The organism is Kribbella aluminosa, assembly GCF_017876295.1.
GTDB classification, from domain to species: Bacteria; Actinomycetota; Actinomycetes; order Propionibacteriales; family Kribbellaceae; genus Kribbella; species Kribbella aluminosa.
In genome coordinates, this window is record NZ_JAGINT010000001.1 from 1,523,118 (window position 1) to 1,549,024 (window position 25,907).

At 67.8% G+C, this 25,907-nt stretch carries 27 protein-coding genes; 13 read left to right on the forward strand and 14 right to left on the reverse strand.

Going from position 1 to position 25,907, the window contains the following annotated elements; genetic code table 11:
• Nucleotides 1–275 precede the first annotated feature (275 nt).
• The 4 genes from JOF29_RS07605 to JOF29_RS07620 all read right to left on the reverse strand — a co-directional run bounded on the left by JOF29_RS07605 (nucleotide 276) and on the right by JOF29_RS07620 (nucleotide 3,749).
• Complete coding sequence (locus JOF29_RS07605; RefSeq protein WP_307863200.1) at nucleotides 276–818, reverse strand: Uma2 family endonuclease; 543 nt, start codon at nucleotides 816–818, stop codon at nucleotides 276–278.
• A 124-nt stretch (nucleotides 819–942) separates the two neighbouring features.
• The gene (locus tag JOF29_RS07610; RefSeq protein ID WP_307863201.1) at nucleotides 943–1,434 is read right to left on the reverse strand and encodes a Uma2 family endonuclease; all 492 of its coding nucleotides are present in this window, start codon (nucleotides 1,432–1,434) and stop codon (nucleotides 943–945) included.
• Between the two features lie 39 nt (nucleotides 1,435–1,473).
• Nucleotides 1,474–3,162, reverse strand: a complete 1,689-nt coding sequence (locus JOF29_RS07615) for an IucA/IucC family protein (protein WP_209693516.1) — start codon at nucleotides 3,160–3,162, stop codon at nucleotides 1,474–1,476.
• A complete protein-coding gene (locus tag JOF29_RS07620) occupies nucleotides 3,162–3,749 on the reverse strand; it encodes a GNAT family N-acetyltransferase (RefSeq protein ID WP_209693517.1) in 588 nt (195 codons plus the stop codon). Before JOF29_RS07620 ends, JOF29_RS07615 begins: the two co-directional genes overlap by 1 nt.
• A 119-nt stretch (nucleotides 3,750–3,868) precedes the next feature.
• Between JOF29_RS07620 and JOF29_RS07625 the strand changes: the two genes are divergently transcribed.
• Nucleotides 3,869–4,540: a GOLPH3/VPS74 family protein gene (locus JOF29_RS07625; RefSeq protein WP_209693518.1), complete on the forward strand. Its 672-nt coding sequence runs from the start codon at nucleotides 3,869–3,871 to the stop codon at nucleotides 4,538–4,540.
• Here JOF29_RS07625 and JOF29_RS07630 read toward each other — a convergent pair.
• From JOF29_RS07630 to JOF29_RS07640, 3 genes are read right to left on the reverse strand one after another with little or no spacing between them, the layout of a single operon-like run.
• Nucleotides 4,526–6,085: an AMP-binding protein gene (locus tag JOF29_RS07630; protein WP_209693519.1), complete on the reverse strand. Its 1,560-nt coding sequence runs from the start codon at nucleotides 6,083–6,085 to the stop codon at nucleotides 4,526–4,528. The two genes, JOF29_RS07625 and JOF29_RS07630, sit on opposite strands and share 15 nt — an antisense overlap.
• Entirely contained in the window at nucleotides 6,085–7,209 is a 1,125-nt protein-coding gene (locus JOF29_RS07635; RefSeq protein ID WP_209693520.1) for a DUF5938 domain-containing protein, read from the reverse strand. The genes JOF29_RS07630 and JOF29_RS07635 overlap by 1 nt, the downstream gene beginning before the upstream one ends.
• On the reverse strand, nucleotides 7,209–8,015 hold the full coding sequence (locus JOF29_RS07640; protein ID WP_209693521.1) for an SDR family NAD(P)-dependent oxidoreductase: 807 nt from the start codon (nucleotides 8,013–8,015) through the stop codon (nucleotides 7,209–7,211). The genes JOF29_RS07635 and JOF29_RS07640 overlap by 1 nt, the downstream gene beginning before the upstream one ends.
• A gap of 161 nt (nucleotides 8,016–8,176) precedes the next feature.
• On the opposite strand from JOF29_RS07640, the gene JOF29_RS07645 reads away from it, so the two are divergent.
• Nucleotides 8,177–8,803: a TetR/AcrR family transcriptional regulator gene (locus JOF29_RS07645; RefSeq protein WP_209693522.1), complete on the forward strand. Its 627-nt coding sequence runs from the start codon at nucleotides 8,177–8,179 to the stop codon at nucleotides 8,801–8,803.
• Between the two features lie 3 nt (nucleotides 8,804–8,806).
• Here the strand turns inward: JOF29_RS07645 and JOF29_RS07650 are convergent, their stop codons facing one another.
• The gene (locus JOF29_RS07650) at nucleotides 8,807–9,184 is read right to left on the reverse strand and encodes a hypothetical protein (protein WP_209693523.1); all 378 of its coding nucleotides are present in this window, start codon (nucleotides 9,182–9,184) and stop codon (nucleotides 8,807–8,809) included.
• Nucleotides 9,185–9,366: 182 nt separating this feature from the next.
• The gene (deoD, locus tag JOF29_RS07655) at nucleotides 9,367–10,080 is read right to left on the reverse strand and encodes a purine-nucleoside phosphorylase (protein ID WP_209693524.1); all 714 of its coding nucleotides are present in this window, start codon (nucleotides 10,078–10,080) and stop codon (nucleotides 9,367–9,369) included.
• 39 nt (nucleotides 10,081–10,119) lie between these two features.
• On the opposite strand from deoD, the gene nudC reads away from it, so the two are divergent.
• Nucleotides 10,120–11,034: an NAD(+) diphosphatase gene (gene nudC / locus JOF29_RS07660; protein ID WP_307863202.1), complete on the forward strand. Its 915-nt coding sequence runs from the start codon at nucleotides 10,120–10,122 to the stop codon at nucleotides 11,032–11,034.
• Here nudC and JOF29_RS07665 read toward each other — a convergent pair whose 3' ends face one another.
• Together JOF29_RS07665 and JOF29_RS07670 are read right to left on the reverse strand one after the other, a co-directional pair.
• Nucleotides 11,035–13,392, reverse strand: a complete 2,358-nt coding sequence (locus JOF29_RS07665; protein ID WP_245357483.1) for a PQQ-binding-like beta-propeller repeat protein — start codon at nucleotides 13,390–13,392, stop codon at nucleotides 11,035–11,037. It lies immediately after the preceding gene.
• A 90-nt stretch (nucleotides 13,393–13,482) separates the two neighbouring features.
• Nucleotides 13,483–13,722 (reverse strand): mycoredoxin, encoded by a 240-nt coding sequence (locus JOF29_RS07670; protein WP_209693527.1) that lies wholly within the window; start codon nucleotides 13,720–13,722, stop codon nucleotides 13,483–13,485.
• A gap of 99 nt (nucleotides 13,723–13,821) precedes the next feature.
• On the opposite strand from JOF29_RS07670, the gene JOF29_RS07675 reads away from it, so the two are divergent.
• From JOF29_RS07675 to JOF29_RS07690, 4 genes are all read left to right on the forward strand, one after another.
• Entirely contained in the window at nucleotides 13,822–15,939 is a 2,118-nt protein-coding gene (locus JOF29_RS07675) for an ATP-dependent DNA helicase UvrD2 (protein ID WP_209693528.1), read from the forward strand.
• Nucleotides 15,940–16,531: 592 nt separating this feature from the next.
• Nucleotides 16,532–16,729, forward strand: a complete 198-nt coding sequence (locus tag JOF29_RS07680; RefSeq protein WP_209693529.1) for a hypothetical protein — start codon at nucleotides 16,532–16,534, stop codon at nucleotides 16,727–16,729.
• Nucleotides 16,730–16,880: 151 nt separating this feature from the next.
• On the forward strand, nucleotides 16,881–17,168 hold the full coding sequence (locus JOF29_RS07685; protein WP_209693530.1) for a WhiB family transcriptional regulator: 288 nt from the start codon (nucleotides 16,881–16,883) through the stop codon (nucleotides 17,166–17,168).
• Between the two features lie 33 nt (nucleotides 17,169–17,201).
• Nucleotides 17,202–17,420, forward strand: a complete 219-nt coding sequence (locus JOF29_RS07690) for a putative WhiB-interacting protein (RefSeq protein WP_245357484.1) — start codon at nucleotides 17,202–17,204, stop codon at nucleotides 17,418–17,420.
• A gap of 67 nt (nucleotides 17,421–17,487) precedes the next feature.
• Here the strand turns inward: JOF29_RS07690 and JOF29_RS07695 are convergent, their stop codons facing one another.
• Nucleotides 17,488–18,009 carry an NUDIX domain-containing protein gene (locus JOF29_RS07695; RefSeq protein ID WP_209693531.1) on the reverse strand — a complete coding sequence of 174 codons (522 nt, stop codon included), beginning with the start codon at nucleotides 18,007–18,009 and terminating at the stop codon, nucleotides 17,488–17,490.
• Nucleotides 18,010–18,104: 95 nt separating this feature from the next.
• On the opposite strand from JOF29_RS07695, the gene JOF29_RS07700 reads away from it, so the two are divergent.
• The 4 genes from JOF29_RS07700 to JOF29_RS07715 are packed head-to-tail and all read left to right on the forward strand — an operon-like array spanning nucleotide 18,105 to nucleotide 20,473.
• Nucleotides 18,105–18,554 (forward strand): PGDYG domain-containing protein, encoded by a 450-nt coding sequence (locus JOF29_RS07700; RefSeq protein ID WP_209693532.1) that lies wholly within the window; start codon nucleotides 18,105–18,107, stop codon nucleotides 18,552–18,554.
• Nucleotides 18,555–18,558: 4 nt separating this feature from the next.
• Nucleotides 18,559–18,726 (forward strand): hypothetical protein, encoded by a 168-nt coding sequence (locus JOF29_RS07705; RefSeq protein ID WP_209693533.1) that lies wholly within the window; start codon nucleotides 18,559–18,561, stop codon nucleotides 18,724–18,726.
• 22 nt (nucleotides 18,727–18,748) lie between these two features.
• Nucleotides 18,749–18,979: a hypothetical protein gene (locus JOF29_RS07710; protein WP_209693534.1), complete on the forward strand. Its 231-nt coding sequence runs from the start codon at nucleotides 18,749–18,751 to the stop codon at nucleotides 18,977–18,979.
• Between the two features lie 30 nt (nucleotides 18,980–19,009).
• On the forward strand, nucleotides 19,010–20,473 hold the full coding sequence (locus tag JOF29_RS07715; protein WP_209693535.1) for an MFS transporter: 1,464 nt from the start codon (nucleotides 19,010–19,012) through the stop codon (nucleotides 20,471–20,473).
• Here JOF29_RS07715 and JOF29_RS07720 read toward each other — a convergent pair.
• On the reverse strand, nucleotides 20,460–21,773 hold the full coding sequence (locus JOF29_RS07720; RefSeq protein WP_209693536.1) for an ABC1 kinase family protein: 1,314 nt from the start codon (nucleotides 21,771–21,773) through the stop codon (nucleotides 20,460–20,462). The two genes, JOF29_RS07715 and JOF29_RS07720, sit on opposite strands and share 14 nt — an antisense overlap.
• Nucleotides 21,774–21,867: 94 nt before the next feature.
• Complete coding sequence (locus JOF29_RS07725; protein WP_012922897.1) at nucleotides 21,868–22,026, reverse strand: DUF5679 domain-containing protein; 159 nt, start codon at nucleotides 22,024–22,026, stop codon at nucleotides 21,868–21,870.
• A gap of 523 nt (nucleotides 22,027–22,549) precedes the next feature.
• Between JOF29_RS07725 and JOF29_RS07730 the strand changes: the two genes are divergently transcribed.
• Nucleotides 22,550–23,086 carry a M48 family metallopeptidase gene (locus JOF29_RS07730; protein ID WP_209693537.1) on the forward strand — a complete coding sequence of 179 codons (537 nt, stop codon included), beginning with the start codon at nucleotides 22,550–22,552 and terminating at the stop codon, nucleotides 23,084–23,086.
• 175 nt (nucleotides 23,087–23,261) lie between these two features.
• The gene (locus JOF29_RS07735; protein WP_245357486.1) at nucleotides 23,262–25,460 is read left to right on the forward strand and encodes an MMPL family transporter; all 2,199 of its coding nucleotides are present in this window, start codon (nucleotides 23,262–23,264) and stop codon (nucleotides 25,458–25,460) included.
• Nucleotides 25,461–25,907 lie beyond the last annotated feature (447 nt).

Consider the following 25,907-nt stretch of genomic DNA (forward strand, 5'->3'; position numbering starts at 1 on the left):
CTCGACCCGCACGGGATCAACCGTGCGCGTGGTCGACACGATGACCTCAACAGCAAGCGCCAACTCCTCGACCCACCGCGTCGTACTGTCCTCGTACGGCACACCAACAGATCTGGGACCACCGCGCACCTACGTCCGGGCCGCGTCGAGGCCAGCAGTCGTGAATGCACCGGGTCCGATCGGGACCCTGCACCAGGCGGAGACCGTCGCGGGAGGGCAGATGAGCATCTGCCCCAGGTTGCCCCGAGCGCCGGACTGCTCGCCGTGGTGAGTGGCTAGTGCAGTCGGAACAGGTCGGCCGGGACGATCCGCACCGGGAAGGGCATCGTCGCGTCGAAGATGTTCTCGCCGTGAACGACATCTCGCTCGACGTACGCACCGTCCATCAGTTCGAGCACGGTGAGGCTCTCTTTGTCCGGATCCAGGATCCAGTAGGAGCGAACGCCGGCCTGCTCGTAGACTCCCCCCTTCAGCAGGAGGTCGAGCATTCTCGAACTCGGGGAGAGAATCTCGACGGCGAGGAGCAGCGGCCTCTCGGCGTGCTGCGGATTTGTATCGCCTGGACCGCAAACCAGCACGTCAGGCTGCAACGAGCGCTCCGATGTCGGCTGGTAATCGAACGGTGCCTGGAAGATGTCCAGTCCGCCGGGCGACGCAAGTTTCAGCTGGAAGTGCAATTCTGCGGCAGCTCGCTGGTGGATCCGCGAGGGCCCGGGAGTCACGTACAGCCCACCATCGATGATCTCACGCCGCCTGCCGTCGTCGGGCGCGCTGTCGAGGTAGGCCAAGGTGTAGGGCCCCGACTCAAGTGGTTCCACGGACACAATGGTGCCTCCTTCTCGGTCACAGGACCAGCATGGCGCCGCGTGGTTGGTGGTTGGCGCCGTTTGGGCGATCTGCCCCGGGTTGCCCCGTGATCTGCCCCGTGATGCCCTGGTCTGGTCATTTGGTGAGGAGTGCGGGGATGAGAGTGATGGGAAAGGGGCGGGTGGTTTCGTGGGTCTCTTCGGACTGGATGACGGCTTGGCAGGTGTAGCCGGTGGGGGTTAGTTCGAGGACGGTCAGTTCTTGGCTGGTGGGGTCCAGGAGCCAGTAGGACGGGATCTGGTGGGTCTCGTAGAGGAGGCGTTTGAGGACTACGTCGGTGGTGCGGGTGGTGGGGGAGATGACCTCGACCGCAAGCACGGGTGGATCGGTGACGGGGGCGTTGCGGTGGCAGACCAGGAGGTCGGGGCGGAGGGTGGTGGTGGGGGTCGGGCGGAACGGGAGGGATCCGTCGGTCACCAGCAGGTGCGGTGGGCAGGCGTGTTTCAGCTGGACCATCAGGGCGATCACGGCCGCGTGGTGGGCGGGTGGTTGGGGTCCGGTGACCAGGAGGCGGCCGTCGACGATTTCGTAGCGGCGGCCGTCTCGGGTGGCTTCTGCTGTCGGCACCACACCAGCGTGGACTAGGTCGTCGTACCGCCGCTGGAGTTATCCACAGGGCAGTGGGTTGTCCAACGTGCCGACGAACTGCAAGGAGCCGGCGACGTCGGTCAGGTCGACCATCTGCTGGTTGTTGCGGAGCTGCAGCCGGTTGAGGCAGGAGAGTGCGAACGACGGTGCGAAGATGTCGTACTTCGCGAACGCCTCCGCCAGTTCGGGTGTCGCCGCCTGGTAGTCGCGGATCGACGACGCCACCACCGCCCAGAACTCGTCCACGGTCAGCACTCCCTCGCGGTCCAGCAGCGGCGCGAGGAACCGGAAGATGCAGTCGAAGACGTCGGTGAAGATCGACAGCAGCTTCTCGTCGTCCGGTACGTCGGCCCGCACCCGCTCCGCCTCGGCCGGTACCTCGGTCGACGGACTCAGTACGGCGATCTCCTCCGCGATGTCCTTCATCACGACCCGGATCGGGATCGCGTCCCGCAGTACCAGGATGAGGTTCTCCCCGTGCGGCATGAACACCAGCTCGTACGCGTAGAAGCTGTGCAGCAACGGGATCAGGTACGCGTCGACGTACGCCCGTACCCAGTCCGCCGGCGCCAACCCGGATGCGCGCACCAACGCGGCCGCCAACGAAGCACCATGCCGATCGACGTGCAGCAACGACGCCATCGTCGCCAGCCGTTCGCCGGGCTCCAGCGACGGCAGCGGGCTTTCCCGCCAGAGCGCAGACAGCATCTTCCGGTACGGCGACGTGGTGTCCGTCGCGTTCTCGTAGTACCGGTTGTGGTACCCGACCGCGGCGATCTCCCGCAGCACGCTGAACCCGTACCGCTTGAAAACAAGGTCGTTCGAGACGACCGCATGCACCCAGTCGTTGATCGCCGGCGTCGCGGCCATGTACGACGGCGACAGCCCGCGCATGAATCCCATGTTCAGCACCGACAACGCGGTCTTCACGTAGCACCGGGCCGGATCCGACCGGTTGAAGAACGTCCGGATCGACTGCTGCGGTTGATAGACATCCTCCGTCGATCCGAGATGAACGATATGCCGCAAAGCAATGTCGGCCGCGAACGTGATCGAGGTCTTGTTGTCCCACTGCCACGGATGAACGGGCATGTACACGTAGTCACCAGGATCGGCGGCCGCGGCGAACCGCGCAAGCACGTCCGCACCCAACTCCGACCGCTGCAACTCGTCGAACGTCAACGACGAGCTGCAGGACACCGTTGTCCGGTCCCGCCGGGTCGCGATCCACGTCAGCTGCACGCCCGCGCCGGTCTCGGGCGCATACGCGAGATAGTCCGACAGCCCGAACCCGAGCCGCCCGTTGTTCGCCACGAAACACGGATGCCCTTCGGTCATCGCGGCCTCGATCGTCTGGAAGTCCGCGCCGACCAGGTCCGCCGCGGTCAGATCGGGTTTCGACAACTTGTACGCCGCCGACGCCAGCGTGCTGCTGATCTCCTCCAGGTACACGGGCAGCATCTCGCGCCGGATCCCGAGCTCCTCATGGAACTCGGTGATGAACTCCAACGCATCCACGGGTAGCCCGTCGTCGCGCACCACCGAGGAGATGTCCCAATGATTCAAGGGATAACGCCGGGCCATGAAACGGAACCGGCCGACAACGTACTCATTGCCATCGGCAACAGGCGAGAGAATGCGTTCGTGCGTGAACTCCGCCAGCGCTTTCCGCACCAATGCCTCGTTGACCACGGACCACGTATCCATCAGCCGGCCTCGTTCATCCGCAGCGCGTCGGCGTACTGGTCCCGCGTGCAGAAACTCAACCACGCCTGCTTGTCCGGCAACGCCACGATGCTGTGCTTGCGGAATCCCATCCGCGCATTCAGCGCCTGGATCTTCGAGTTCCGTACGTCGGGTTCGACCACCACCCGATCCACCAGCGGATCGCTGAACAGGCTGTCCATGATCGTCTCGAACACCGCACCGGTGAATCCGGCGATCGGCGCGACCGGCGGCCCGACCAGTACGTGCATCCCGACATCGCCCGGCGCTACGTCGTACACCTGACCGACTGGGTCGTGCGCCGGCGCGTACCGCTCCATCAGGAACGCGGGCCGCCCGTCGTGCTCGCCGAGGAACGCGCGGTGATGCCCAGTCGCGGCGATCCGCTGGTACTCCGCGTGCACGTCGGCGACCGACGCGTTCAGCAGCCCCCAGTACCGCGCGTACGGCTGGGTGACCCAGCTGTGCAGCGTGCGTACGTCGGCGCCGAGGTCGAACGGCCGGAGGCTGAGGGTGCCGAGTCCGGCGACGAACCGCCGGTGCGTCGGCTCGGGCAGTGCTCTGGGCATAGCAACTCCAATGGGCGGCGGACTTAGCTAAGGCTTACCTTACTAAACGTCAGGGTGGATTCATCAAGTAGTCCGCGAGGCGGATGCGTCACACTGCGAGTCCTGCCTACCTTGGTGACATGTTGATCGCAGAGGACGTGCTGCTGCTCCTGTACGACGACCAGACCGGCAAGCCGATCACCGGATCCCCCGGGCTGGACTTCGCGCTGGCCGGAGCGGTGCTGATCGAGTTGACGCTGCAGCAGAAGCTGGACATCACCACGGAGGGCAAGGTCGGGCGGCTGCAGGTGCTGGACGGCGCCCCGACCGGTGACCCGATCCTGGACGAGCGCTTGTCGCACCTGGTCGACAAGCCGGGCAAGAAGCCCAAGGACCAGATCAAGCCGCTCTCCAAGCACCTGCGCGACCAGTTGCTCGCCAGGCTCGCCCAGAGAGGCGTACTCGAAGCAGAGCAGGGCAAGGTGCTCGGGCTGTTCCCCGTGACTCGCTGGCCGGCCAAGGATGCGCGGCACGAGCTGGAGGTGCGCGCTCAACTGGAGAGCGTGCTCACCCAGGGCCTGGCGCCCGACCAGCGCACCGCTGCGCTCATTGCCCTGCTCAGTGCGCTGAACGTCGTACCGAAGGTCATCACCGACTCGGTGGATACCCGTGCGCTCAAGCAGCGTGCAAAGGAGATCGCTGACTCCGACTGGGCGGCCGCTGCAGTCAAGAAGGCAGTCGCCGAGATGCAGGCCGCCGTAACAGCAGCCATCGTGGTTTCTGCAACCGCAGGAGCCTCAGCCAGCAGCTAGCCGGGCCTTGATGTCCGGCTTGACCACCTTGCCGACCTTGGAGCGTGGCAGGTCGGCCCAGACCAGGACCTCCTTCGGTGCCTTGACGCTGCCGATGCGGGCTTTCGCGAACGCGATCAGCTCGGCAGTGTCCACCGAAGCGCCCGGCTGCAGCTGTACGACGGCCACGACCCGCTCGCCCCACTTCTCGTCGGGCTGACCGATCACAGCACAGTCCTGGACGGCCGCGTGCGCCATCAGCGCCTGCTCGACCTCGGTGGAGTACACGTTGAAGCCGCCGGTGATGATCATGTCCTTCGCCCGGTCGACGATGTAGAGGTAGTTGTCGTCGTCCAGGTACCCGATGTCGCCGGTGTGGTGCCAGCCGTAGGCCGACGCGGCCGCCGTGGCGTCGGGGTCGTGGTAGTACCCCTTCATCACCAGCGATCCGCGGACCACGATCTCGCCGCGTTCGCCGTGCGGCAGCAGCGCGCCGTCCGCACCCATGATCGCGACGGTGACCAGTGGTGCCGGCCGCCCGGCCGACGAGAGCCGATCGAGGGCAATGCTGCCCGCGGCATCGAAGTGCGCGGCCGGCGGCAACATCGAGATCATCATCGGCGCCTCGGTCTGCCCGAACAGCTGCGCCATCACCGGACCGATCCGGCGCAGCGCCTCCTCGAGACGGGCGACCGACATCGGCGCAGCGCCGTACCAGAAGCACTGCAGCGACGAGAGGTCCGTGGAGTCGAGCTCAGGCGCCGCCAGCGCCATGTAGATCAGCGTCGGCGGCAGGAACGTGTGCGTCACCCTGTGCCGCGGTATCAGCTCCAGGAACGCATGCACGTCGGGAGCGCGCATGATCACGATCTCGCCGCCGGACGCGAGCACGGGGAAGCACAGCACGCCTGCTGCGTGCGTGAGCGGTGCCAGCGCCAGGTAGACAGGCCGCGCGCCGAACGGGTACCCCATGAGCGTCAGTGCGGTCATCGTCTCCAGGTTGGAGTTGCCGAGCATGACTCCCTTCGGGCGTCCCGTCGTACCTCCGGTGCCGACGATCATCGCCAGGTCGTCGGGGGAGGTCAGGTCAGGCGCCGGCTGGGACGCGCCCCCGCGGAACGCGTCCCAGCCGACAGTTCTCCGGCCAGCAGGGTGGGGGGTGAGGCCGGAGGTCTCTGCGTCGAGACACACGAAGGTGTGCACCTTCGGCAGTGCGTCCCGGATGCGGTCCACCAGCGGCGCGAACGCCGCCTGGTAGATCAGTACTTCGCAGTCGAACTGGTCGAGCAGCTCCCGGTTCTCGGCCGCCTCGTTGCGCGGGTTGATCGGGCACCAGACCGCACCGGCCCGGCTGATCCCGAACACGCAACTGAACGCCACCGGGTCGTTCGCCGACAGGATCGCGACCTTCCCGCCGGGCCGTACGCCGGTCGCCGCCAGCGCTCCCGCAACGACGTACGAGAGCTGCTGTACGTCGGCGTACGTGAGCGTCTCGCCGTCCGTGGTCAGACAGGCAGCGTCCGGCGCGAGCGAGGCGCCCTTGTCCAGGTACTCGACCAGTCGCATCAGCGTTGAACCGTGAGTTGCGGCTCCGACACCAGCCCGAAGCCCCGCAGTACCCCGAGCAGCTCGCGGTGACCGAAGGCCTGGCACCCACTCGCAAAGCCGACCCGCTTCGGTGGCGTCTGCAGCAGCGAGTACGCCGCGTACGCCTGGAGCAGGCCGGTCTGCTGGTAGTTGCTGTTGCCGTGGATGACACAGTGCGCCCGCCCGAGCGGCCCTGACGCGTGGACCGAGTCCAGCGACTTGTTGACGCGCGGGTTCTCCCGTGGCGGCATCTGGTTCGTCACCTGACGTGCTGTCTCGGTGAGAGCCGCGTTGCGGTCGTCGGGCGCCATGTCCTTCGTGGCTTCCAGTGCAGCCGCAACGATCTGCGGTACGCCGTTCATGAGCGCAGCGTTGAACACACCGCCCTGTGCCTTGCAGTTCGCGACCCGTGGATCCCGCTTGAACCAGACAGGGTGAGAGGTACCTCCCCAGGGCAGTGACAACGCCAGCTCGTGCTGCCCAGGTACGACGAGTGGTACTAGCCCCTGCTCCGGGAACTCGACGTACGCGTTCTGGTCGAGGTAGTGCGCCTTGGACGTCGCAGCGTTCACCAGGATCGTGCGGGTCGAGGCGATCGTCGGACTGCCTCCCCAGAACACTGCGATGTCGAGCGTGTCCAGCCCAGGCTCCTCCAGGCACAGCTGCGCAGCGATCTCACCAGTGGTGTACATCTGCGCGACACCAGGTGCCAGCAGTAGACCTGCTTCTGCGAACTGTGCTCCGTACTTCTCGTCGCAGGTGATCAGCCAGTCCTGCTCGCCGGAGGTGTCCGTGTAGTGCGCACCTGCTGCGAGAGCTGCCTCTACTGCAGCAGGGCCGAGCTCACTGAACGGGCCGACGGTGTTGAGCACCACCGAGGCGCCGTTGAACAGTTCTGTCAGCGCTGCGACGTCATGGTCGACAGCAGCGATCTCGTAGTCCGCGGTCTCGATGCCGGGGACGTTGGACTCCATCGACGCCTTCAGCTTGTCTTCACTACGCCCGGCTGCGACGAACGGCACGTGATAATGACGTAAGTACTCACAGACCAGGCGCCCGGTGTAGCCCGAGGCTCCGTACACAACCACAGGTTTCGTAGCCATCACATCCCCATTCCGCCGTCGACCGGCAGGCCGATGCCGGTGATGAACCGGGCCTCGTTCGACGCCAGGAAGACGACCGCGTCGGCCATGTCCGAGACCTCGCCGAGCCGGCCGGCCGGAGTCAGCCCGATGACCGCGGCGACCGCGGCGTCCGGCGATTCGAACAGCCCGAGCTGCGCCACGTCGTTCGCCAGCCCGGCGCCCATCGCGGTCGGCACCAGCCCGGGATAGATGCAGTTGACGCGTACGCCGTACCCGAGCTTGCCGGACTCCATCGCCGCGACCCGGGTGAGCCGGTCGACCGCGGACTTGGTCGCGGAGTACACCGCGATGCCGGGGAACGCGATCGTGGCCGCGACCGACGAGACGTTGATGATCGCGCCGCCCTGACCGGCGAGCCCTTCGGGCCGCATCGTGCGCAGGCCCCACTTGATGCCGAGCGTGGTGCCGAGCACGTTCACCTCGAGCATCTTGCGGATCTGGTCGGCGGTGACCTCGGTGAGCAGGCTGGTGATCTCCACCCCCGCGTTGTTCACCAGGATGTCCAGGCCGCCGAGGATGTCGTTCGCGGCGACCACCGCGTTCTCCCAGTCGCCGTCGTCGGTGATGTCGTGGGCGACGAAGCCGTTGCCGCCGCCGTACTCCTGGTCGAGTGCGTCGGCGACCGCCTTGCCGGCGTCCTTCTGGATGTCGCTGATCACGACTTTCGCGCCGGCCGCCGCGAGGGCTCGTGCCATGCCCTCGCCGAGACCCTGCGCGCCGCCGGTGACCAGGGCCTTGCGGCCGGAGAGATCGAGTGCGCCCATCTGAAGCTCCTTTGCTCGCACGGGTTGTTCACACTGTGCTCAGCCTTTTGACACTCGTCAAGACTTTGTTTGACAGTTGTCAAGAAAATTCGTCCGAGGGGACGCGCCCGGTCCGGCGCCGGGGTACTCTGACGCAACGACCCGAGAGTGAGGTGATTGCGATGGCGTCCACAGCCGAGGAGCGGCCCGCCCGCGTCTCCGGGATCGACAAGATCGAGCGCCGCCGCGTCGCGCTCGCGGAGTCCGCCCTGAAAACGCTCGGCGAGCTCGGGTACGCGCGTACCAGCCTGCGCGAGATCGCGAACAACTCCGAGTTCACGCACGGCGTCGTGCACTACTACTTCCGCGACAAGATCGACCTGATCAGCTACTGCGTGCGCTACTACAAGACCAAGTGCGCCCGGCGGTACGACGAGGTCGTGGAGACCGCGACGTCCGCGGAAGAGCTCGCGACCGGCTTCCTGGGCAAGATGACCCAGACGCTGGTCGAGGAGACCCCGATGCACAAGCTCTGGTACGACCTGCGCGCACAGAGCATGTTCGAGGACCAGCTCCGCCCGGACGTCGAGGAGATCGACAAGCTGCTCGAGGCGATGATCTGGCGGATCCTCTCCCGGTACGCCGACCTCACCGGCACGTCACCGTCCGTCGACGGGCCGACGGCGTACGCCCTGGTCGACGGCCTGTTCGAGCAGGCCGTCGTGGGCTACGCCGCCAACCCGGACAAGACCCCCGCACTGCTGACCGACCGCATCATGCAGGTCCTGCCGAAGCTGGTCGCGGCGTAGCTCCTACTCCGCTCCGCAGTCGACCTTGCAGAGGGTGTCGGTGAGGGTCAGGATCGCGCCGGGCTGGTCGGTGTCGGACTCTGTGGAGTACTCGACGGTCCAGGTGCCGGCGCTGGTCGTGCCGGCTGTTTTGCCGGACTGTTGCTTGAGCCAGTCGACGATCTGACCGCGTGGGTTCACATGCGCCAGCTCCAGCGCCTGTGGTGCGAAGGCGGTCAGTGCGGTGGCCGCCTCTCCTGCGGCGCCAGTTGCCTGCAAAGACAGCACTGCTGGGCGTGGCTGGGTGCCGAGCAGCACCTGTGCGGAGGTAGTGCCCTTGCTGCAGGTCTGGTACGCCTCGTCGGTGCTGCACTGGTACTGCTGGCCGGTGAACGCAGCCACGACCTGTGCCGGTGTGAGATCCGGCAGCTTTCCCTCTGGACCAGAGGGTGTGCTGTTGGCTTCAGCTGACGGTGCACTGGATGTACTCGGGCTGCTCCCCGACGCGGGCTGCTTGCTGCTGGAGCAGGCCGTCGTCCCGGCGAGCAGCACGGCGCAGGCGAGCGCTGCGCCGAGCCGGCGGTTCAGACCGGCACCTCGATCGCCGCGTCGAGCGCGATCGTGATCATCTCGGAGAACGTCGTCTGGCGTTCCTCCGCGGACGTCACCTCGTGCGTGATCAGGTGGTCCGACACGGTCATGATGCCGAGCGCGCGGCGGCCGAACTTCGCGGCCAGCGTGTAGAGCGCGGAGGCCTCCATCTCGATGCCGAGTACGCCGTACTCCGCGGTCCGCGAGACCAGGTCCGCGCGGTCGTTGTAGAACAGGTCGCCGGAGAACACCTGGCCGACGTGCACGTTCAGCCCGGCCGCCTCGGCCGCGTCGACAGCAGCGCGGAGCAGCTTGTAGTCGGCGGTCGGCGCGTAGTCGATGCCGTGGAAGCGCAGCCGGTTCATCTGCGAGTCGGTGCTCGCGGACATCGCCACGATCACGTCCCGGACCCGGACCGCCTCGGTGAGCGCGCCGCAGGTACCGACCCGGATCAGCGTCTGGACGTCGTAGGACTCGAACAGCTCGTTCGCGTAGATGGACGCGGACGGCTGGCCCATGCCGGAGCCCTGGACGGAGATGCGCTCACCCTTGTAGGTGCCGGTGAACCCGAACATGCTGCGGATCTCGGTGTAGCAGATCACGTCCGACAGGTAGGTCTCCGCGATCCATTTGGCCCGCAGCGGGTCCCCCGGAAACAGCACCCGCGGTGCGATCTGCCCCTTCTCGGCGGCGATGTGAATACTCATGCCGGGATGCTCTCACGGTGCCGGGGTAGGTTGTGCGACGTGGCCTACTCCATTGCACCTGGCTCCCTGACCCTGTCCCGCTCGGTCCTGGACCGTGCCGCCGACCGCAGGCGGGACGCGGATTGGCTGGAGAAGGCCTGGGCTGCCACTGACACCCAGGTGGTCGCCGTGGCCGGTGACAGGGTGCAAGTGACCGACGACCGGACCGCCCTGCGCTTCGTACGTCCGTCCGAGGCGCCGGACGGGCTCCGTGTGTTCTTGGGCATCGACCGCGTGTCCGGTGCCGGTATGACGGCGGACGGCCGGGCCGTGTTCGCCGTACTGGTCGAGGGCGAGGCAGACGAGTCGTACGCCGGGCTGCGTGAGATCGGCGGCGTACTGGACGACCGGGAGGCCGGAGCCGCAGTCCACGTGATCGGGCTGGCCAACTGGCACGCCGTGAACACGCACTGCGCCAACTGCGGTGAGCACACCGAGATCATCGACGCGGGTCACGTCCGGCAGTGTCCAGCCTGCGGTATGTCGCACTTCCCGCGCAGCGACCCGGCGATCATCGTGCTGGTCACCGACGACCAGGACCGTGCCCTGCTCGGCCGCAACGAGAAGTGGCCGGAGGGGCAGTACTCCACGCTGGCCGGCTTCGTGGAGCCTGGTGAGTCGCTGGAGGGCGCCGTACGCCGTGAGGTGCTCGAGGAGAGCGGCGTGATCGTCGGGCCCGAGGTGGAGTACGCCGGCAGCCAGCCCTGGCCGCTGCCGGCCAGCCTGATGCTCGGGTTCTACGCGAAGGCGTCGAGCTTCGACATCGAGGTGGACGGCGACGAGATCTCGGATGCGCGATGGTTCACCCGGGAGGACCTCCGCGCGCTGATCGAAGCCGGCACGATGCGCCTCCCGGGCGCCATTTCGATCTCCCGCCGCCTCATCGAGGGCTGGTACGGCGAGAGCCTCGGCTGACTACTTCCCCACGTCGGACCGGGCCGCGGCGACCAGAATCAGCACGCCCTCCCAGCGCTGGATCGACCCGTCCGCCTCGAGCTGACGGACCTTCCGGTCGACAGCCAGCACGTACGCGCCGTGGTTGGGCCAGCTGGCCGTCGCACTCGGCAGTACGTCGGTCAACGTGCAGCCGTACGTCAGGAATCGGTTCTGCACGTGGCTGTCGATGTTGCCGGTCCACACCGTCGGCCGTACGTCGGACTGCGGACACGGGTCCGCGGGCGGGGTGTACGACGCCAGGTTGGTCGGGTTGATGTAACCGTCCGGACGCAGCAGCGTGTAGTAGGTGCCGTTCGGCGTCTGGGTGAGCCGGTTGAGGCCGTGGTCGCGCAGGATCGTCGCATGCCCGCTGAGGATGTCCAGAACGAACAGCCGTCCACCTGTCACGCCGTACAGGTACCCGTCGCGCCAAGAGAGCGCGCCGTCCTGTGAACCGGTCGCTCCGCTGAACACCGGCAGCTGCCGCTGCACTGCGCCCGTGGCTGGGTCGACGGCGAACACGATGCCGTCAGCCAGACCCCACACGTTGCCGTCCGGCCCGGTGATCAGCTCGTTGATGCTGGCGGCACCTGGCACCGGTACGACGTCAGTGAGCACCTGTCCCGTTGCTGGATCCACTTTGACCAGGTGCGCCTCGGTGGCCTTCGGGTCGGTGCCCTGGCCGCCCTCGATGCTGGAGCCGAGCCAGACGTCGTTCCCGTCCGGAACGATCGACGCGATCGTCTGGTCGGTCACGAGGTTCCGGTAGACGGTGTGGCTGCCTGTCGGTACGTCGTACACGGTCAGCGCGCCGCCGTACTCGCCGTACGCCGGTGTTGTGCCGACGTACACGTGGTCGCCGTCGGGTACTACGGCGACCGGCCTGTTCTGGTGGTCGCTGTCGACGAGGCTGAACAGCTCCTTCGGGTTGGTGGGGCTGTCCGGTTGCGTCGGGTCCCAGAGCGAGAGCCGTCCGTACGGGTAGATGCCGACGTACATCTTGCCGTGGCCGTCCCAGGCCCAGCCCTCCACCTGGCCTTGGCGGGTAGTCACAGTGGACTTACCGGTTGCCGGGTCGTAGATGGCGGTAGAGCCGTTCAGGTAGACGTTGACGAACACCTTCCCCGTGCTGGGGTCGGCCAGCTCGTGCATGAGCGGAGAGGGCACGTACTGGAACGGGGAGCTCCACTGCGCGAGTGTTCCGTCCGCAGGGTTGTAGCGGAACGTCCCACCGGAGTAGTTCCCTGCCAGGCCGTAGAGGACGGGTACGCCGTTCTCCGTCACCCAGCCGTACCCGATGGATGCTCCACGGGTCAGAGTGCGTGCCGGTGTCACCGGACCGACCGTGTTGGTGTCCAGGTCGTAGTGCGTGAGGGCCAGCTTGTTGTCTGTGAAGTAGACGCCGCCTGGTCCGGCCGCGGACACACCACGGGCCGCGATCGGGTAGTCCATCACCTGCTGGCCCGTGGTCGCGTCGGTGTACTTGACCTGCTCCCCGGTCACCGCGTCCACCACGACCAGGCGGCTGCTGGCGTTGGCGAACACCTTCCCGCCCGCGTAGTCGAGGTCGATGAAGTCCTTCGCCGTCGTACCCGGGGGCGTGATGTCCTCGACCGCCTTGGTGGCTACGTCGATCCGGAGCAGCCGGGCGTTCGGAGTGGAGACTCCGACGAACAGCTTGTTGTGGTCGGGGTCGTAGACGGTGGACCGCGCGTACTGCTGCACCGGGTCCAGTGAGCCGTAGTCGGTGACCTCACCGGTCGCCGGGTCGTACTTGAAGGCATGGGCGTTCGGGTACGTCCCGGCGTACACGTTGCCCGCTGGGTCCGACGTGAGGCCGTAGATCTGGGACTGGCCCGGGATCGGCTGCCCGAGGTCGGTCACCTCGCCAGTGGCCGGGCTGTAGCGGTACAGGTGAGCGTTGGCGTACGTACCGAGGTACACGTCGCCGTTTGGCACCACGACAATCGCCCAGCCGCCCGCGGCTCCCGGCAGCGGGACGGTGCGCAGCAGTTGGCGCGAATGCAGGTCGACGACGTTCAGCTGGGCGTTCTCACCGGCCGGCACGGCGTACACGACGTCGCGGCCGTCCGGCGTGTGGCCGACGGCGCCCTCCATGATCGTCAGCGAGCTGACGGGCGAGCCGAGGTCCTTGATGACGTCGGTGGACGGCCCGAACGGTTTGGTCGCCGGGCCGAGCGGCCAGTTCTCCGAGGGGAACGGATCAGGCAGATCCCCCGGCGGGGCCGCCGTGGCACGCAGCCCGCCCATGGCGAGCAGGCCGAGCGCGGCGGCGAAGGTGATCAACGCATGGCGGAATTGACGGCGCGAGAACATGGGCGGACTCCCTGCGACGTGGTTCATCGCAAGGTATAACGGTCATGACCGTAAAGTCCATAACCCAGGAATTATGGCCTGCGGCCGTAATTACGCGGCGAGCTTCTCCGCGACCTGGGCCAGCGACGGGTTGGTCATCGCGGTGCCGTCCGGGAAGACCACCGTCGGCACCGTCTGGTTGCCGTTGTTGACCTGCTCGACGATCTTCGCCGCCTCCGGGACCTGCTCGATGTCGACCTCGGTGAACTCGATGCCGGCTCGCTTGAGCTGGCCCTTCAGGCGGAGGCAGTAGCCGCACCACGGGGTCGAGTACATCGTGAAAGCAGCCATGTGGCCGACTCCTTGGGCTGGAGGGGAATTTGTCGGGCGTCCCGTCTAGGGTTGCCTTCGACGTATCCGAACCACGCCGTAGGTGGTGCTTGTTCCCGCATGTCCCAGCCAGTGAGCGAATTCACACGATCGGCCTCCGCCGAGGACCTCCTGGAGGCTCTCGACCCGGAGCAGCGGGCGGTCGCGACCGCCCTGCACGGGTCGGTCGTGGTGATGGCCGGCGCGGGCACCGGGAAGACCCGGGCGATCACGCACCGGATCGCGTACGGCGTGCGGACCGGGACGTTCGACCCGGTCCGGGTGCTCGCGGTGACGTTCACGCAGCGGGCGGCGGGGGAGATGCGCGGGCGGCTCGCCCAGCTCGGCGTCCAGGGCGTACAGGCCCGCACGTTCCACTCCGCGGCGCTCCGCCAGGCGCGGTTCTTCTGGCCGAAGGTGTACGGCGGGGAGCTGCCGCCGATCGTGGACCGGAAGTTCCCGCTGCTGACCGAGGCCGCGTCGCGCTGCCGGATCCGCGTCGACACGCCGGCGCTGCGCGACCTCGCCGGTGAGGTCGAGTGGGCCAAGGTGAGCAACGTCCGCCCGGACGACTACGCGAAGGTCGCGCCCCGGTCGGGGCGGACGCTCGCGGCCTTCGACCCGGCGACGATCGCCCGGGTGTTCGCGGCGTACGAGGACGTCAAGATGGAGCGCGGGCGGATCGACCTGGAGGACGTGCTGCTCTGTGCGGTCGCGCTGCTCGCGGAGGACGAGCGGGTGGCGGCGGAGATCCGCCGGCAGTACCGCACGTTCGTCGTGGACGAGTACCAGGACGTCTCGCCACTGCAGCAGAGCCTGCTCGACCTGTGGCTGGGCGGCCGCGAGGACGTCTGCGTGGTCGGCGACCCGGCGCAGACCATCTACTCGTGGGCCGGTGCCGAGCCGGAGAACCTGGTGCGTTTCGCCTCCCGGCACCCGTCGGCGACCCTGATCAAACTGGTCCGCGACTACCGGTCGACGCCGCAGATCGTGGAGGTGGCGAACAAGATCCTCGACGCGGCCGGCCCGACCGGGCTGCCGGGGCGGGTGACGTTGCGCTCGCAGAAGGAGGCCGGCCCGGTCCCGGTGTACCGGGAGTACTCCGACGAGGTCGCGGAGGCGGACGCGGTCGCGCGCGCCGTCGTTCGGCTGCAGGACGAGGGCGTGGCGCTGCGGGACATCGCCGTACTGTTCCGGACCAACGCGCAGTCGGAGAACTTCGAGCAGGCGCTGGCCGAGCGGAAGATCCCGACCGTACTGAAAGGCGCGGAGCGGTTCTTCGAGCGGGCCGAGATCCGGCAGGCCGCCGTACTGCTGCGCGGGCAGGTGAAGGCCGGGGACGCCTCGGACGAACTGCTGTCGACGGTGACCGGGGTGCTGGCCGGAGCCGGCTGGACCGCGGAGCCGCCGACCGGGACGGGCGCGGTGCGGGACCGGTGGGAGTCGCTGAGCGCACTGGTGACGATGACCTCCGACTTCGCCGCCGCCAACCCGGAGGCGCGGCTGCCTGAACTGATGGCGGAGCTCGACCGGCGGGCGACGATCCAGCACGCGCCGCTGGCCGAGGGCGTCACGCTGGCGACACTGCACGCGGCGAAGGGCCTCGAGTGGGAGTGCGTCTTCATCGTCGGGGCGCACGAGGGGACGCTGCCGATCAGCTACGCCCAGACGCCGTCCCAGGTGGAGGAGGAGCGGCGGCTGTTCTACGTCGGCGTGACGCGCGCGAAGCAGCAGCTGTTCGTCAGCTGGTCGACCTCCCGCTCGCCGGGCGGCCGCGGGACCCGCGGGCCGACCCGGTTCCTGGACCCGATCGGCGTCCGTACGGCGCGCTCCGAGTGGACCCCGTCCACGTCGGTCGGCTGGGAGCGCCCGGCGCGGTCGGTGCGCTCCGACCGGCCGATCCCGAAGTGCCGGGTGTGCGGCAAGGGCCTCCTCGAGCCGGGGGCCCGCAAGCTCGGCCGTTGCGAGGACTGTCCGTCCACGATCGACCAGAAGCTGTACGACGCGCTGATCGAGTGGCGCACCGGGCAGGCGGAGTCCGAGAAGATGCCGGCATTCGTGATCCTCACCGACGCCACGCTCACCGCGATCGCCGAGACCCGCCCGGCCGACGCCCAGGCGCTCCGCCAGATCCCGGGGATCGGCCACACCAAGATCACGAAGTACGGCGAGCACATCATCAATCTCTGCACCCGCTGACCGGCGTCCCCTCCGCCTACGCCGTCCAGCCGACCCTCTACCTGCCCGCTGGCCCACCGCGGAGCGAGCTGTTCGTCGAGTCGTGGGATCCGACAACGCTCACACCTGCGTCCGGAGAGCCCCAATTGAGGGGTTAACCACCGAGGTTGCCCGTTCGCCACCTTCATGCAGTCCGTGAACGGGCAATCTCAGTGGTTAACCCCTGAAACGAGCCGCGGGCCGGAACGGCATGTTCGGGAAACCTGTTGCCGGGTACGAGATGCCCGGCGCATGCTGGAGGACAGGCCGTGTTCTGCTCCTGGCAGACGTGGCAGTTAGGTGACAGAGGCAACGATCCCGGAGCGTGCGGACGGCGTCCCGGAGCGTGCCGGAGGCGTCCAGGATGTGATGCGAACCTGTCGCAGCAGCCAGATTCGGCCGCGGCGGCGGCAACTTCCGGCCAACTTCGCGAACTGGCGTTAAATAGTTTGCGGGCTCCGACATGGTCGGCGTACTGTTCTTTCTGCGGTCGAAGCCTGGCCGAAAACTTCAAACCACCATAGCGATCGAGCTAACCGCCCGCTTCGCCACAACGAGAGGAGGTGCCTTGGAAATGATTACCAACACGGTCAAGAAGCCGTTCAGCGACGCTGCCGCGCTGCCGTGCGCCCAGATCCCGGGTGCCTCGCCGCGTCTGCACGTCGCGACCGTTGTGCTGATGGCCAACGGCGCTGCCCAGTTCAAGGGCGGAGCCGTCGGCGATGTGAAGTACGGCGGTTCGGGTTCTCGAGCATGGAGTCCACCGGTCTGACAAGCGTCAGAGCCGGCACCTCCAGGCCGCGGAACCCACCAAGGGTCCCGCGGCCCTTTTGTTTGTCACAACAGTTTTGGCGACTACCAACCGGTAGTCGTCGAGGACGACAAGAGATCAGCAACAAAACAGTCACTGGGAGGTGACCGGAATGAGCGTGAGCTTCCTCGATGTCTTCACCGAGGTCGCAACGTCGCAGGACCTGCCCTGTCGGTCCTACGCGCCAGAACTCTTCTTCGCCGAATCGCCGGCGGACGTCGAGTACGCGAAGTCGCTCTGCACGACCTGCCCGCTGCAGGCCGAGTGCCTTGCCGGAGCGCTCGAGCGTTCCGAGCCGTGGGGTGTGTGGGGTGGCGAGCTGTTCGTCCAGGGTGTGGTGGTTCCGCGCAAGCGGCCCCGTGGGCGTCCCCGCAAGAGCGACACCGTAACCGCAGCCTGACGACGACAACCCCTACGAAAACGAGTCCGAACGATGACAACCCAGACTTACACCAGGAGCACCGAAATGCATTTACTTCATGAAGATCTCGCCCGTGCTCATTGTCGTTCTTCACTGAAGGACGCAGAGCAGAACCGGCGCTTCCGCCTCGCTCAGCAGATCGAGCGCGCGCAGAAGCAGGCCGAGCGGGCCGGCCGGCGAGCTGAGAGGGCCAGCGCACGCGCGCGCCTCGCACTCGCCCGCCTCGTCTGATCCACCAGAAACACAGCCTGACCAGCTGAAACACCGAGGGGCGGCACCCAAAGGGGGTGCCGCCCCTTCAGCTGTGCACCTGCAGTTGCAGCAGTCCGATCAGCGTGATCCCGCTGACGATCTCGTGCCGCGCGATCAGCCGTTGTACGTCGGCGATCGGCACCCACTCGATCCGGTCGGACTCGTTCCGCTCGGTCGGCTCACCGACGTACGTCGCACTCGTCGCCCGGAACACGAAGTGCCGCGAGTCCATGATCCCGGCAGCCGGCTCCGACCGGATGAGCTCGGTCAGCCCGTCCGCCCGCCACCCGGTCTCCTCCAGCAGTTCCCGGCCGGCCGCGGTCTCCGGGTCCTCCCCGTCCTCGATGATCCCCATCGGAATCTCCCACGCCCACGTGTCGGTCAGAAACCGGTGCCGCCACATCAGCAGCACCTGCTCGTCCCGCGTGACGACCGCCGCGGCGATGTCCTTCAGCCGCACTGCGTGGTAGTCGTACCGCTCCCCATCAGGTTGTTCGACGTCCAACCGCCGCACGCTCATCCACCGGTTACCCCAGACCTCACCCTCGCCGTGAACTGTCCATCGCACCCGGTGCACATTAGGGCATGCCGGTGCATTTGATGCCATTTCTTGATCTGAGCGGGGCGCCGAGAGAGCCTCGGAGCTACCGGAAGACGGCGAAGGTGAAGGCATGGCTTCTGACTGAGGACGCACCTCTGAGCACGGTGCTGGCCGATGGCACGCGTGAGACCGATCGGGTCGCGCCGGCGGGACACTGGGTGGTGGAGAACCCCGGGGGCGAGCGGTACGCCGTCGAGCCGGAGAAGTTCGAGGCCGGTTACGAGGCGTCCGGAGAGCCAGGAGTGTTCTCACCGAAGGGCCGCATCCGAGCTGTCGAGAACCCGACTGGCAGGCCGGTCCGGATCAACGCTCCGTGGGGCGAGCCGCAGTACGGCGCCGTGGACTGCGCGTTCGCCTGCACCGTCGGGCCCGACGGTTCGCTGGATCTCGCCAACCCGTACATCATCGGGCGCGCCGAACTACAGCAGACGTACTCCGAGGAAACCGCGCCGACCGCGGGAGAGCTGCCACCGACGAGGCTCGCTGCCGGGCAAGCGGAAGCCCTACCCTGAAGCCATGGCACGTGCTACCTGTGCGCTGTGTGGTCAGCAGGCGGAGTCAGAGGACGCGCTGTTGACCTGGATGACTTCGATCGAGGACGGCCACAAGCTGCTGTACTGCGATCGCTGTGCCCGCGAGAACGTCCGCAGCATCGAAGGCAAGCTCGACTCCGTCTACTGGTGAGTCAGTACTGATCGGGGAGTACGTGTGGAACACGTCCTCCCCGATCGGCTGGAACGTGCTGATCCCCGGCATCTCCTCGCCGTTCATGTCCACGATCCGCGGCCCGTTCGACCACGCGTACCGCCAGCTCCCGCTGAGTCCGGAAGCGCAGCAGCACCGGCGCACCCGGACGTCGTCAGCGCAGTCTCCGCTCCTGGGCAGAACATCCATTCGAAGGTATGTCGATGCCGAGCCGCTCCGATCGACGCAGTGAGTGAAGACACTCCTGTGAAAGGACCGGATCATGACCCCCACGCTCGTTCCGAACACCGTGGCGACCGGCAGGCGGCAGTGGATCGCGCTGAGCGTGCTGTGCCTCGCGACCCTGCTCGTCTCGCTGGACCTGTTCGTGATGCTGCTGGCGATCCCCGCGGTCACCGAGGCGCTCGGCGCCACCGGCAGCCAGCAACTGTGGATCCTCGACGTGTACGGGTTCATGGTGGCCGGCCTGATGATCACGATGGGCACCCTCGGCGACCGGCTCGGCCGGCGCCGGCTGCTGCTGATCGCCGCGGCCGTGTTCGGGGTCGCCTCGGTCGTCGCGGCGTACTCCGTGAATCCGGGCATGCTGATCGGCGCCCGCGCGGTGCTAGGTATCGCAGGGGCCGCGATCGCGCCGTGCACCCTTTCGCTGATCTCCACGCTGTTCCCGGACGAGCGGCAGCGGGCGACGGCGCTCGGCGTCTGGGGCGGCTGCTTCACCGTCGGCGCCATCGTCGGCCCGATCGTCGGCGGCGTACTGCTGAACCATTTCTGGTGGGGCTCGGCGTTCCTGATCGGCGTACCCGCGATGGTGGTGCTGCTGGCGGTCGGGCCGGTGTTGCTGCCGGAGTACCGCAACGAGAAGGCCGGGCGGATCGACGTACCGAGTGTCGTGCTGTCGCTGCTGGCGATCCTGCCGGCCATCCACGGTCTGAAGCATCTGGCGGCGCACGGGGCCGACCTCCAGTCCGTCGGCGCGCTGGTGGTCGGTGCGGCGTTCGGCTGGATCTTCGTACGGCGGCAGCTGCGGCTGGCGGATCCGCTGGTGGATGTGCGGCTGTTCACGCGGCGGACGTTCAGCGTCACGCTCGGCAGTATGACGGCGTACTCGATGCTGTCCGGCGGCGTGATGGTATTCGTGGCGCAGTACTTCCAGCTGGTCAAGGGGATGAGCCCGCTGCAGGCAGGGCTCGCGCTGGTGCCTGGGATGGTCACCTCGACCATCGGCTTCCAGTTGGCGCCGCGGCTCGCACAGCGGATCCGCCCGGGCGTCCTGATTCCGGCCGGGGTCGCGTTCACGGTCTCGGGGATGATCGTGGTCAGCCTCACGACGTCGACCACCGTGCTGGTGATCGCGTTCGCGGTCGAGTGCTTCGGGCCCGGTGCGCTGGTCATCCTGGGGACGAACCTGGTGATCGGCTCGGTCCCCCCGGAGAAGGCGGGCTCGGCGGGTGCGCTGACGCAGACCGGGAACGAGTTCGGGTACTCGCTCGGCATCGCGGTCCTGGGCAGCGTGGTGACCGCCGTGTACCGCAGCCGGACGGGCGGCAACTCGCTCGTCGAGACGATCACCCAGGGCGCCACGGGCGACGTACTGGCTCAGGCTCGCGAGGCCTTCACGTCCGGACTCCACCTCGCCGCCGGCATCACGGCGCTGGCCCTGGGGCTGATGGCGATCCTGCTCGCCGTCACGCTGCGGGCGCTGCCGGCCCTCAGTCGTCGGTGAAGCCGGGCAGCAGCTCCTCGAGCACCGACCGGAACGGCGCCTCCGCCTCGAGCTGCGACAGTACGGCCATGCCGCCGATCCACACCCGGTGGATCAGCAGGTACGACGGCGGCATGTTCAGGCGCAGGGCGAGCGACGCGTTCGGCGACCGGAAGTCACCCGTCCGGTTCGCCTGCGCGCGCATCCACGTCCGGCTGAACTGGAACGTCGCCTCCCGGGCCGGCTCCGCGAACGGCGCCAGGTAGGCCATCAGCTGCTCCGGATCGATGTCCATCCGCGGCTTGATGAAGCCCTCGGCCTTGAGTCCGTCCCGGACCGCGAGACCGTCGCCCTTCAGCGAGATCCGCAGCAGTCGCCCGATGGCCGGGGGCAGCCCGTCCGGGAGCCGCGCGCAGAGGCCGAAGTCGACCACGCCGAGCCGTCCGTCCGCGAGCACCCGGAAGTTCCCCGGGTGCGGGTCCGAGTGCAGCAGACCGGCGTACTTCGGCCCACTGAACATGAACCGGACGTACTTCAGCCCGATCGCGTCCCGCTCCTCCTGGCTGCCGCCGCTGATGTACGACGACAGCGGACGGCCCTCGATCCACTCGGACACGATCACCGAGGGGGAGTGCTTCACGACCCGCGGGACGACGAACTCCGGGTGGTCCCTGAACGCATCGGCGTACTGCTGCTGCGCCTGCGCCTCGCGGTCGTAGTCGAGCTCCTCGCCGATCCGCTCCTGCAGCTCCGCGATCAGCGGCTTCACGTCCAGGCCGGGGATCAGCGAGCCGATCGTGCGACCGAACCGGCCGAGCTGGCGGAGGTCCGCGCGGAGCGCCTCGGCGGCGCCCGGGTACTGCAGTTTGACCGCGACCTCGCGGCCGTCCTTGAGCCGTCCGCGGTGCACCTGGCCGATCGACGCGGCCGCCGCGGGTACTTCGTCGAACTCGTCGAACCGGTCCCGCCAGCGCTTGCCGAGCTCCCGGGACAGGATCGTGTCCACGGTCGCGCCCGGCATCGGCGGAGCGGAATCCTGCAGCTTGGTCAGGGTGGCCCGGTACGGCGCCGCGAGCTCCTCGGGCATCGCCGACTCCATCAGGCTGAGCATCTGCCCGAACTTCATCGCGCCGCCCTTGAGCTCGCCCAGGACGGCGAACAACTGGTCCGCCGTACGGCGCTGGAACTCGGCCAGCACGGCCTCGGCGGGAGCGCCGCCGATGCGCTTGCCCAGACCGACCGTGGCCCGCCCGGCGGCACCGAGCGGCAGGCTGGCGAGTTTCGCGGTCCGGCTCAGCGCCTTACGAGGAAGGTCCGACACCCCTCCATTCTGTCCGGTCGCCCAAGCCGGGACGACGGAGGGGCGGTGCCGGACCCGTGTTGCAGGTCCGGCACCGCCCCTACGACTTGGTGCGTCAGGCCTTGCCGAGGATCCGGTTCAGGTTCGTACCGCACTCGGGGCACTTGGCCTTCGCCATGCGCGTGCCCTTGTCGTTGACCTTGACCTCGCCGTCGGCGGTGCGCTTGGCCTTGCACTTGACGCAGTAGAACTCGCCGCTCCAGGTCTCTGCCATGAGGGCCCTCTCCTTGCTCTGAATTCCAGCCCGGGGCCTCGCCCCGGGCAGTCGTTGGATGCTAACGGCAGACCGTCCTGCCGTAGGCCGTTCGGCCCAGTCGGGATTCACCCTACGGCCTCCTGGCGCAGGCTCAAGCGCACCTGGTGGTCCGCGCGCCGCCGGAATCCCCCGAGGAAAGCCCTTACCGAAACTTTCGCCGGCGCAGAACAGGCTCCCGGTGGTCCGCCTCCGGAACCGCTCGGCTTCCCCTCCGAGCAGTCCCGGAAGCGGTCCGGGAGCCTGTTGCAGACGACGCTAGGAGTCCCGGGCCGCAGAGGCAAGCCCAGGTTGTCCACGCCTGTGGATAACTCTGTGCGTAACTTGTGGGGCGCGCCGCCTGGTGCTGTGGACGAGCGGGGGAACACGGTGTGAACAACGGGGATCGACGGGATCAAGATCAGGGGCTTGACCTGCGGAAACGCTGATCCACAGGGTGTGCACCGAAGAAAGTTGTCGGATTCGGGGGGTACATTTTTGAGCCATGGCCGACTCTTCAGCGCGCCCGATCCCGCCGTACGTGGATATCCGTCGCAGCAAGCGCCGCAAGCGCACGGTCAGCGCCTACCGGGACGGCGAGCGGGTGGTCGTGCTGATGCCCGACCGGCTGTCCGCCGCCGAGGAGGCGCGCTGGGTCGAGACCATGCTGGCGCGGCTCGAGAAGCAGCGCAGCCGATCGCGCGTGTCGGACGAAAAATTGTTGGCCAGAGCACACGAACTCGCGTGTCGCCACCTCCCCGAAGTGCCCGAACCTGCGTCTGTGAGGTGGGTTTCGAACCAAAACAGACGATGGGGATCCTGCACTCCGGCGGACCGGTCGATCCGGTTGAGCACCCGGCTGCAGTCGATGCCGGCGTGGGTCGTGGACTACGTCCTGGTCCACGAACTGGCCCATCTGATCGAGCCGACGCACAATGCGAACTTCTGGGATCTGGTCCACCGCTACCCCAAGGCCGAGCGCGCCGAGGGCTACCTCGAAGGCGTCTCGGCCGCCGCCTCCCTGGACATCGAGGACTTCTGACGCCTCCCGTACGACGTACGGGAAAGGGACGCGTGGGGTCCTCCTCAGGGTGACTTGGGGGGTCTCCTGCATGGTCGCGACCCGTCTGCGAGAGCCAGGCTTCTTCCCGTAGCCAGCGCCGCGCCAGGTGCGCTGGGGTGGGGCGCCGGTGGGGGCGCAGAGGGGCAGGGAACGTATGGCCAGGGGACAGCTCACGGTACGTGCGGCGCGCTGGAGCGCCACCCATCCGTGGCGGGCGATCGCGATGTGGCTTGTCGTCGTGGTCGCCTGTTTCGCACTCGGCTCCGTGACCGGAACCAAGAAGTCGACCGACGAGGGGAACATCGGCGAGGTCACCCGGGCGGACAACATCGTCAAGTCCGGCAACTTCGACGCCCCGGCCGTGGAGAGCGTGCTGATCACGGCGCCGTCCGGGCAGCTCGACCAGGCGGCCGCCCGGAAGGCCGCCGGCACGGTCATCCAGCAGATGCGCGGCCTCGGTGGCGTCGCGGACGTCGCTCAGCCGATGCCGTCGCCGAAGGGCGACGCGGTGATCGTCCGGGTGACGCTGAAGGACGCGCCGCAGGGCACGACCGACGACTCCAGGGTGCAACCGCTGCTCGACGCCACCGCCAAGGTGCAACAGCAGTACCCGGACCTCCGCGTCGAGGAGGTTGGCGGACTGTCGATCGGCAAGGCGCTCAACGAGACGCTGGGCAAGGACTTCAAGCGGGCGGAGATGTTCAGCCTGCCGGTGACGCTGGCGATCCTGCTGCTCGCGTTCGGCGCCCTGATCGCCGCGTCGGTGCCGCTGCTGCTCGCGCTGTCCGCGGTCGCCGCCGCGATCGGCCTCTCGGCCGCCGCGTCGCAGCTGGTGCCCGCGGTCGACGCCGTGAACAGCGTGATCCTGCTGATCGGGATGGCGGTCGGCGTCGACTATTCGCTCTTCTACCTGCGCCGTGAACGCGAGGAACGCGCCAAGGGCCGCGGCCACGTCGATGCGGTCGAGATCGCCGCGGCGACCTCCGGCCATGCGGTCGTGGTCTCCGGTACGGCGGTGATCATCTCGATGGCCGGCCTGTTCCTGGCCCGGGACGCGGTGTTCTCGTCGTTCGCGGTCGGGTCGATCCTGGTCGTCGCGGTCGCCGTCGTGGGTTCGCTGACCGTGCTTCCCGCCGTACTCGCGAAGCTCGGCCGCTGGGTCGACCGCCCGCGGATCCCGCTCGTCTGGCGGCTGACCGCGAGCAAGGGGCAGCCGCGGTTCTGGCCGACCGTGCTGAAGCCGGCCCTGAAGCGCCCGATCGCCACCCTGCTGGTCGCCGTCACCGCGCTGCTCGCGATCGCGTCACCCGCGCTGGGTATGACGCTGAAGTTCCCGGGAACCGAGGACCTGCCGCGGACAACGTCGGTGATGAAGGCGTACGACCGGCTGACCGCGGCGTTCCCGAGCACGGGCACCAGCCACGAGGTCGCCGTACGGGCGCCCGCCAACGAGCAGTCCGCAGTACAGGCCGCACTGGCGGAGCTGATGCAGAAGACCAAGGGTGATCCGTTGTTCGCAGCGGACGGCCTGGAGAAGCCGCGGTTCTCGAAGGACGGCACGGTCGCGACACTCGAGGTCGCCACGCCGTACGAGGGCGGCAGTAAACAGGCCCGCGACTCACTCGCCAAGCTCCGCAAGGACCTGATGCCGGAGACCGTCGGGAAGGTGCCAGGCGTCGAGTACGCCGTCGGCGGCTTCGTGGCCGCGGACGTGGACTACGCGGCCCACACCCGGGACAAACTCCCGCTGGTGATCGGATTCGTCCTGCTGCTGACGATGATCGTGATGATGGCGACGTTCCGCTCGGTCGTCGTCGCGATCACCGCGATCGTGCTCAACCTGCTCAGCGCAGGAGCGGCGTACGGCGTCGTCACCGCCGTCTTCCAGAACACGTGGGCCGAGGGCCTGCTCCACTTCCGCTCCAACGGCGCGGTCGTCAGCTGGCTCCCTCTGTTCCTCTTCGTCGTCCTGTTCGGCCTCTCGATGGACTACCACGTCTTCGTGGTAAGCCGAATCCGCGAAGCGGTACTGCGAGGCGTCCCAACCCGCCAGGCGGTCGCCGAAGGCATCACCGGATCAGCCGGCGTCGTAACCAGCGCAGCCGCCGTAATGATCGGCGTCTTCGCAGTCTTCGCCACCCTGAGCACCCTGGACATGAAACAGCTGGGCGTAGGCCTGGCGGTAGCAATCCTGATCGACGCAACGATCATCCGCGCCGTAGTCCTCCCCAGCATCATGACCCTCCTAGGCGAAGCCAACTGGTGGGCCCCCAAGTGGCTCCGCCCCACGCCCGCCAAACACTCTGCAGCACCGACCCCCGACGAACAACGAGAACTGACCCCGGTCGGCTGACAACCGACTCGCACACCGCGGACGTCGATGGCGACCGATCCGATGGGCCGACCAACGTTCTCCCGGTCGGCCCACCCAGACCAAGAACCCGGGTGGGCCGCGCTTCCGGCCCAACCTAGGCCCCGCGAAAGGCCGGCCGCACAGTCAGCTGGGTGTGCCGAACCGCCGCAATTTGAGGGGTTCACCTCTCACATTGCCCGTTCACCCCCCGCACACCATTGGCGAAGGGGCGATGTCATGGGTGAACCTCTCACAGCGGGTGCCGCCACCAAGGGAGATGGACCGCTCTGATCGCGACGGCGAGCAGACTCCACGGACCTTCGCCGCCAGCGGCCCCAGGTCATCCCGCCCGAAGACCACGTCTCCGTACGCATCCACTCACCCGAGCTTCGGGAAGCACCCGCCAGCGGGCAGAGCGGCCTCGATGTCGTCCCACCACTCGTGTGG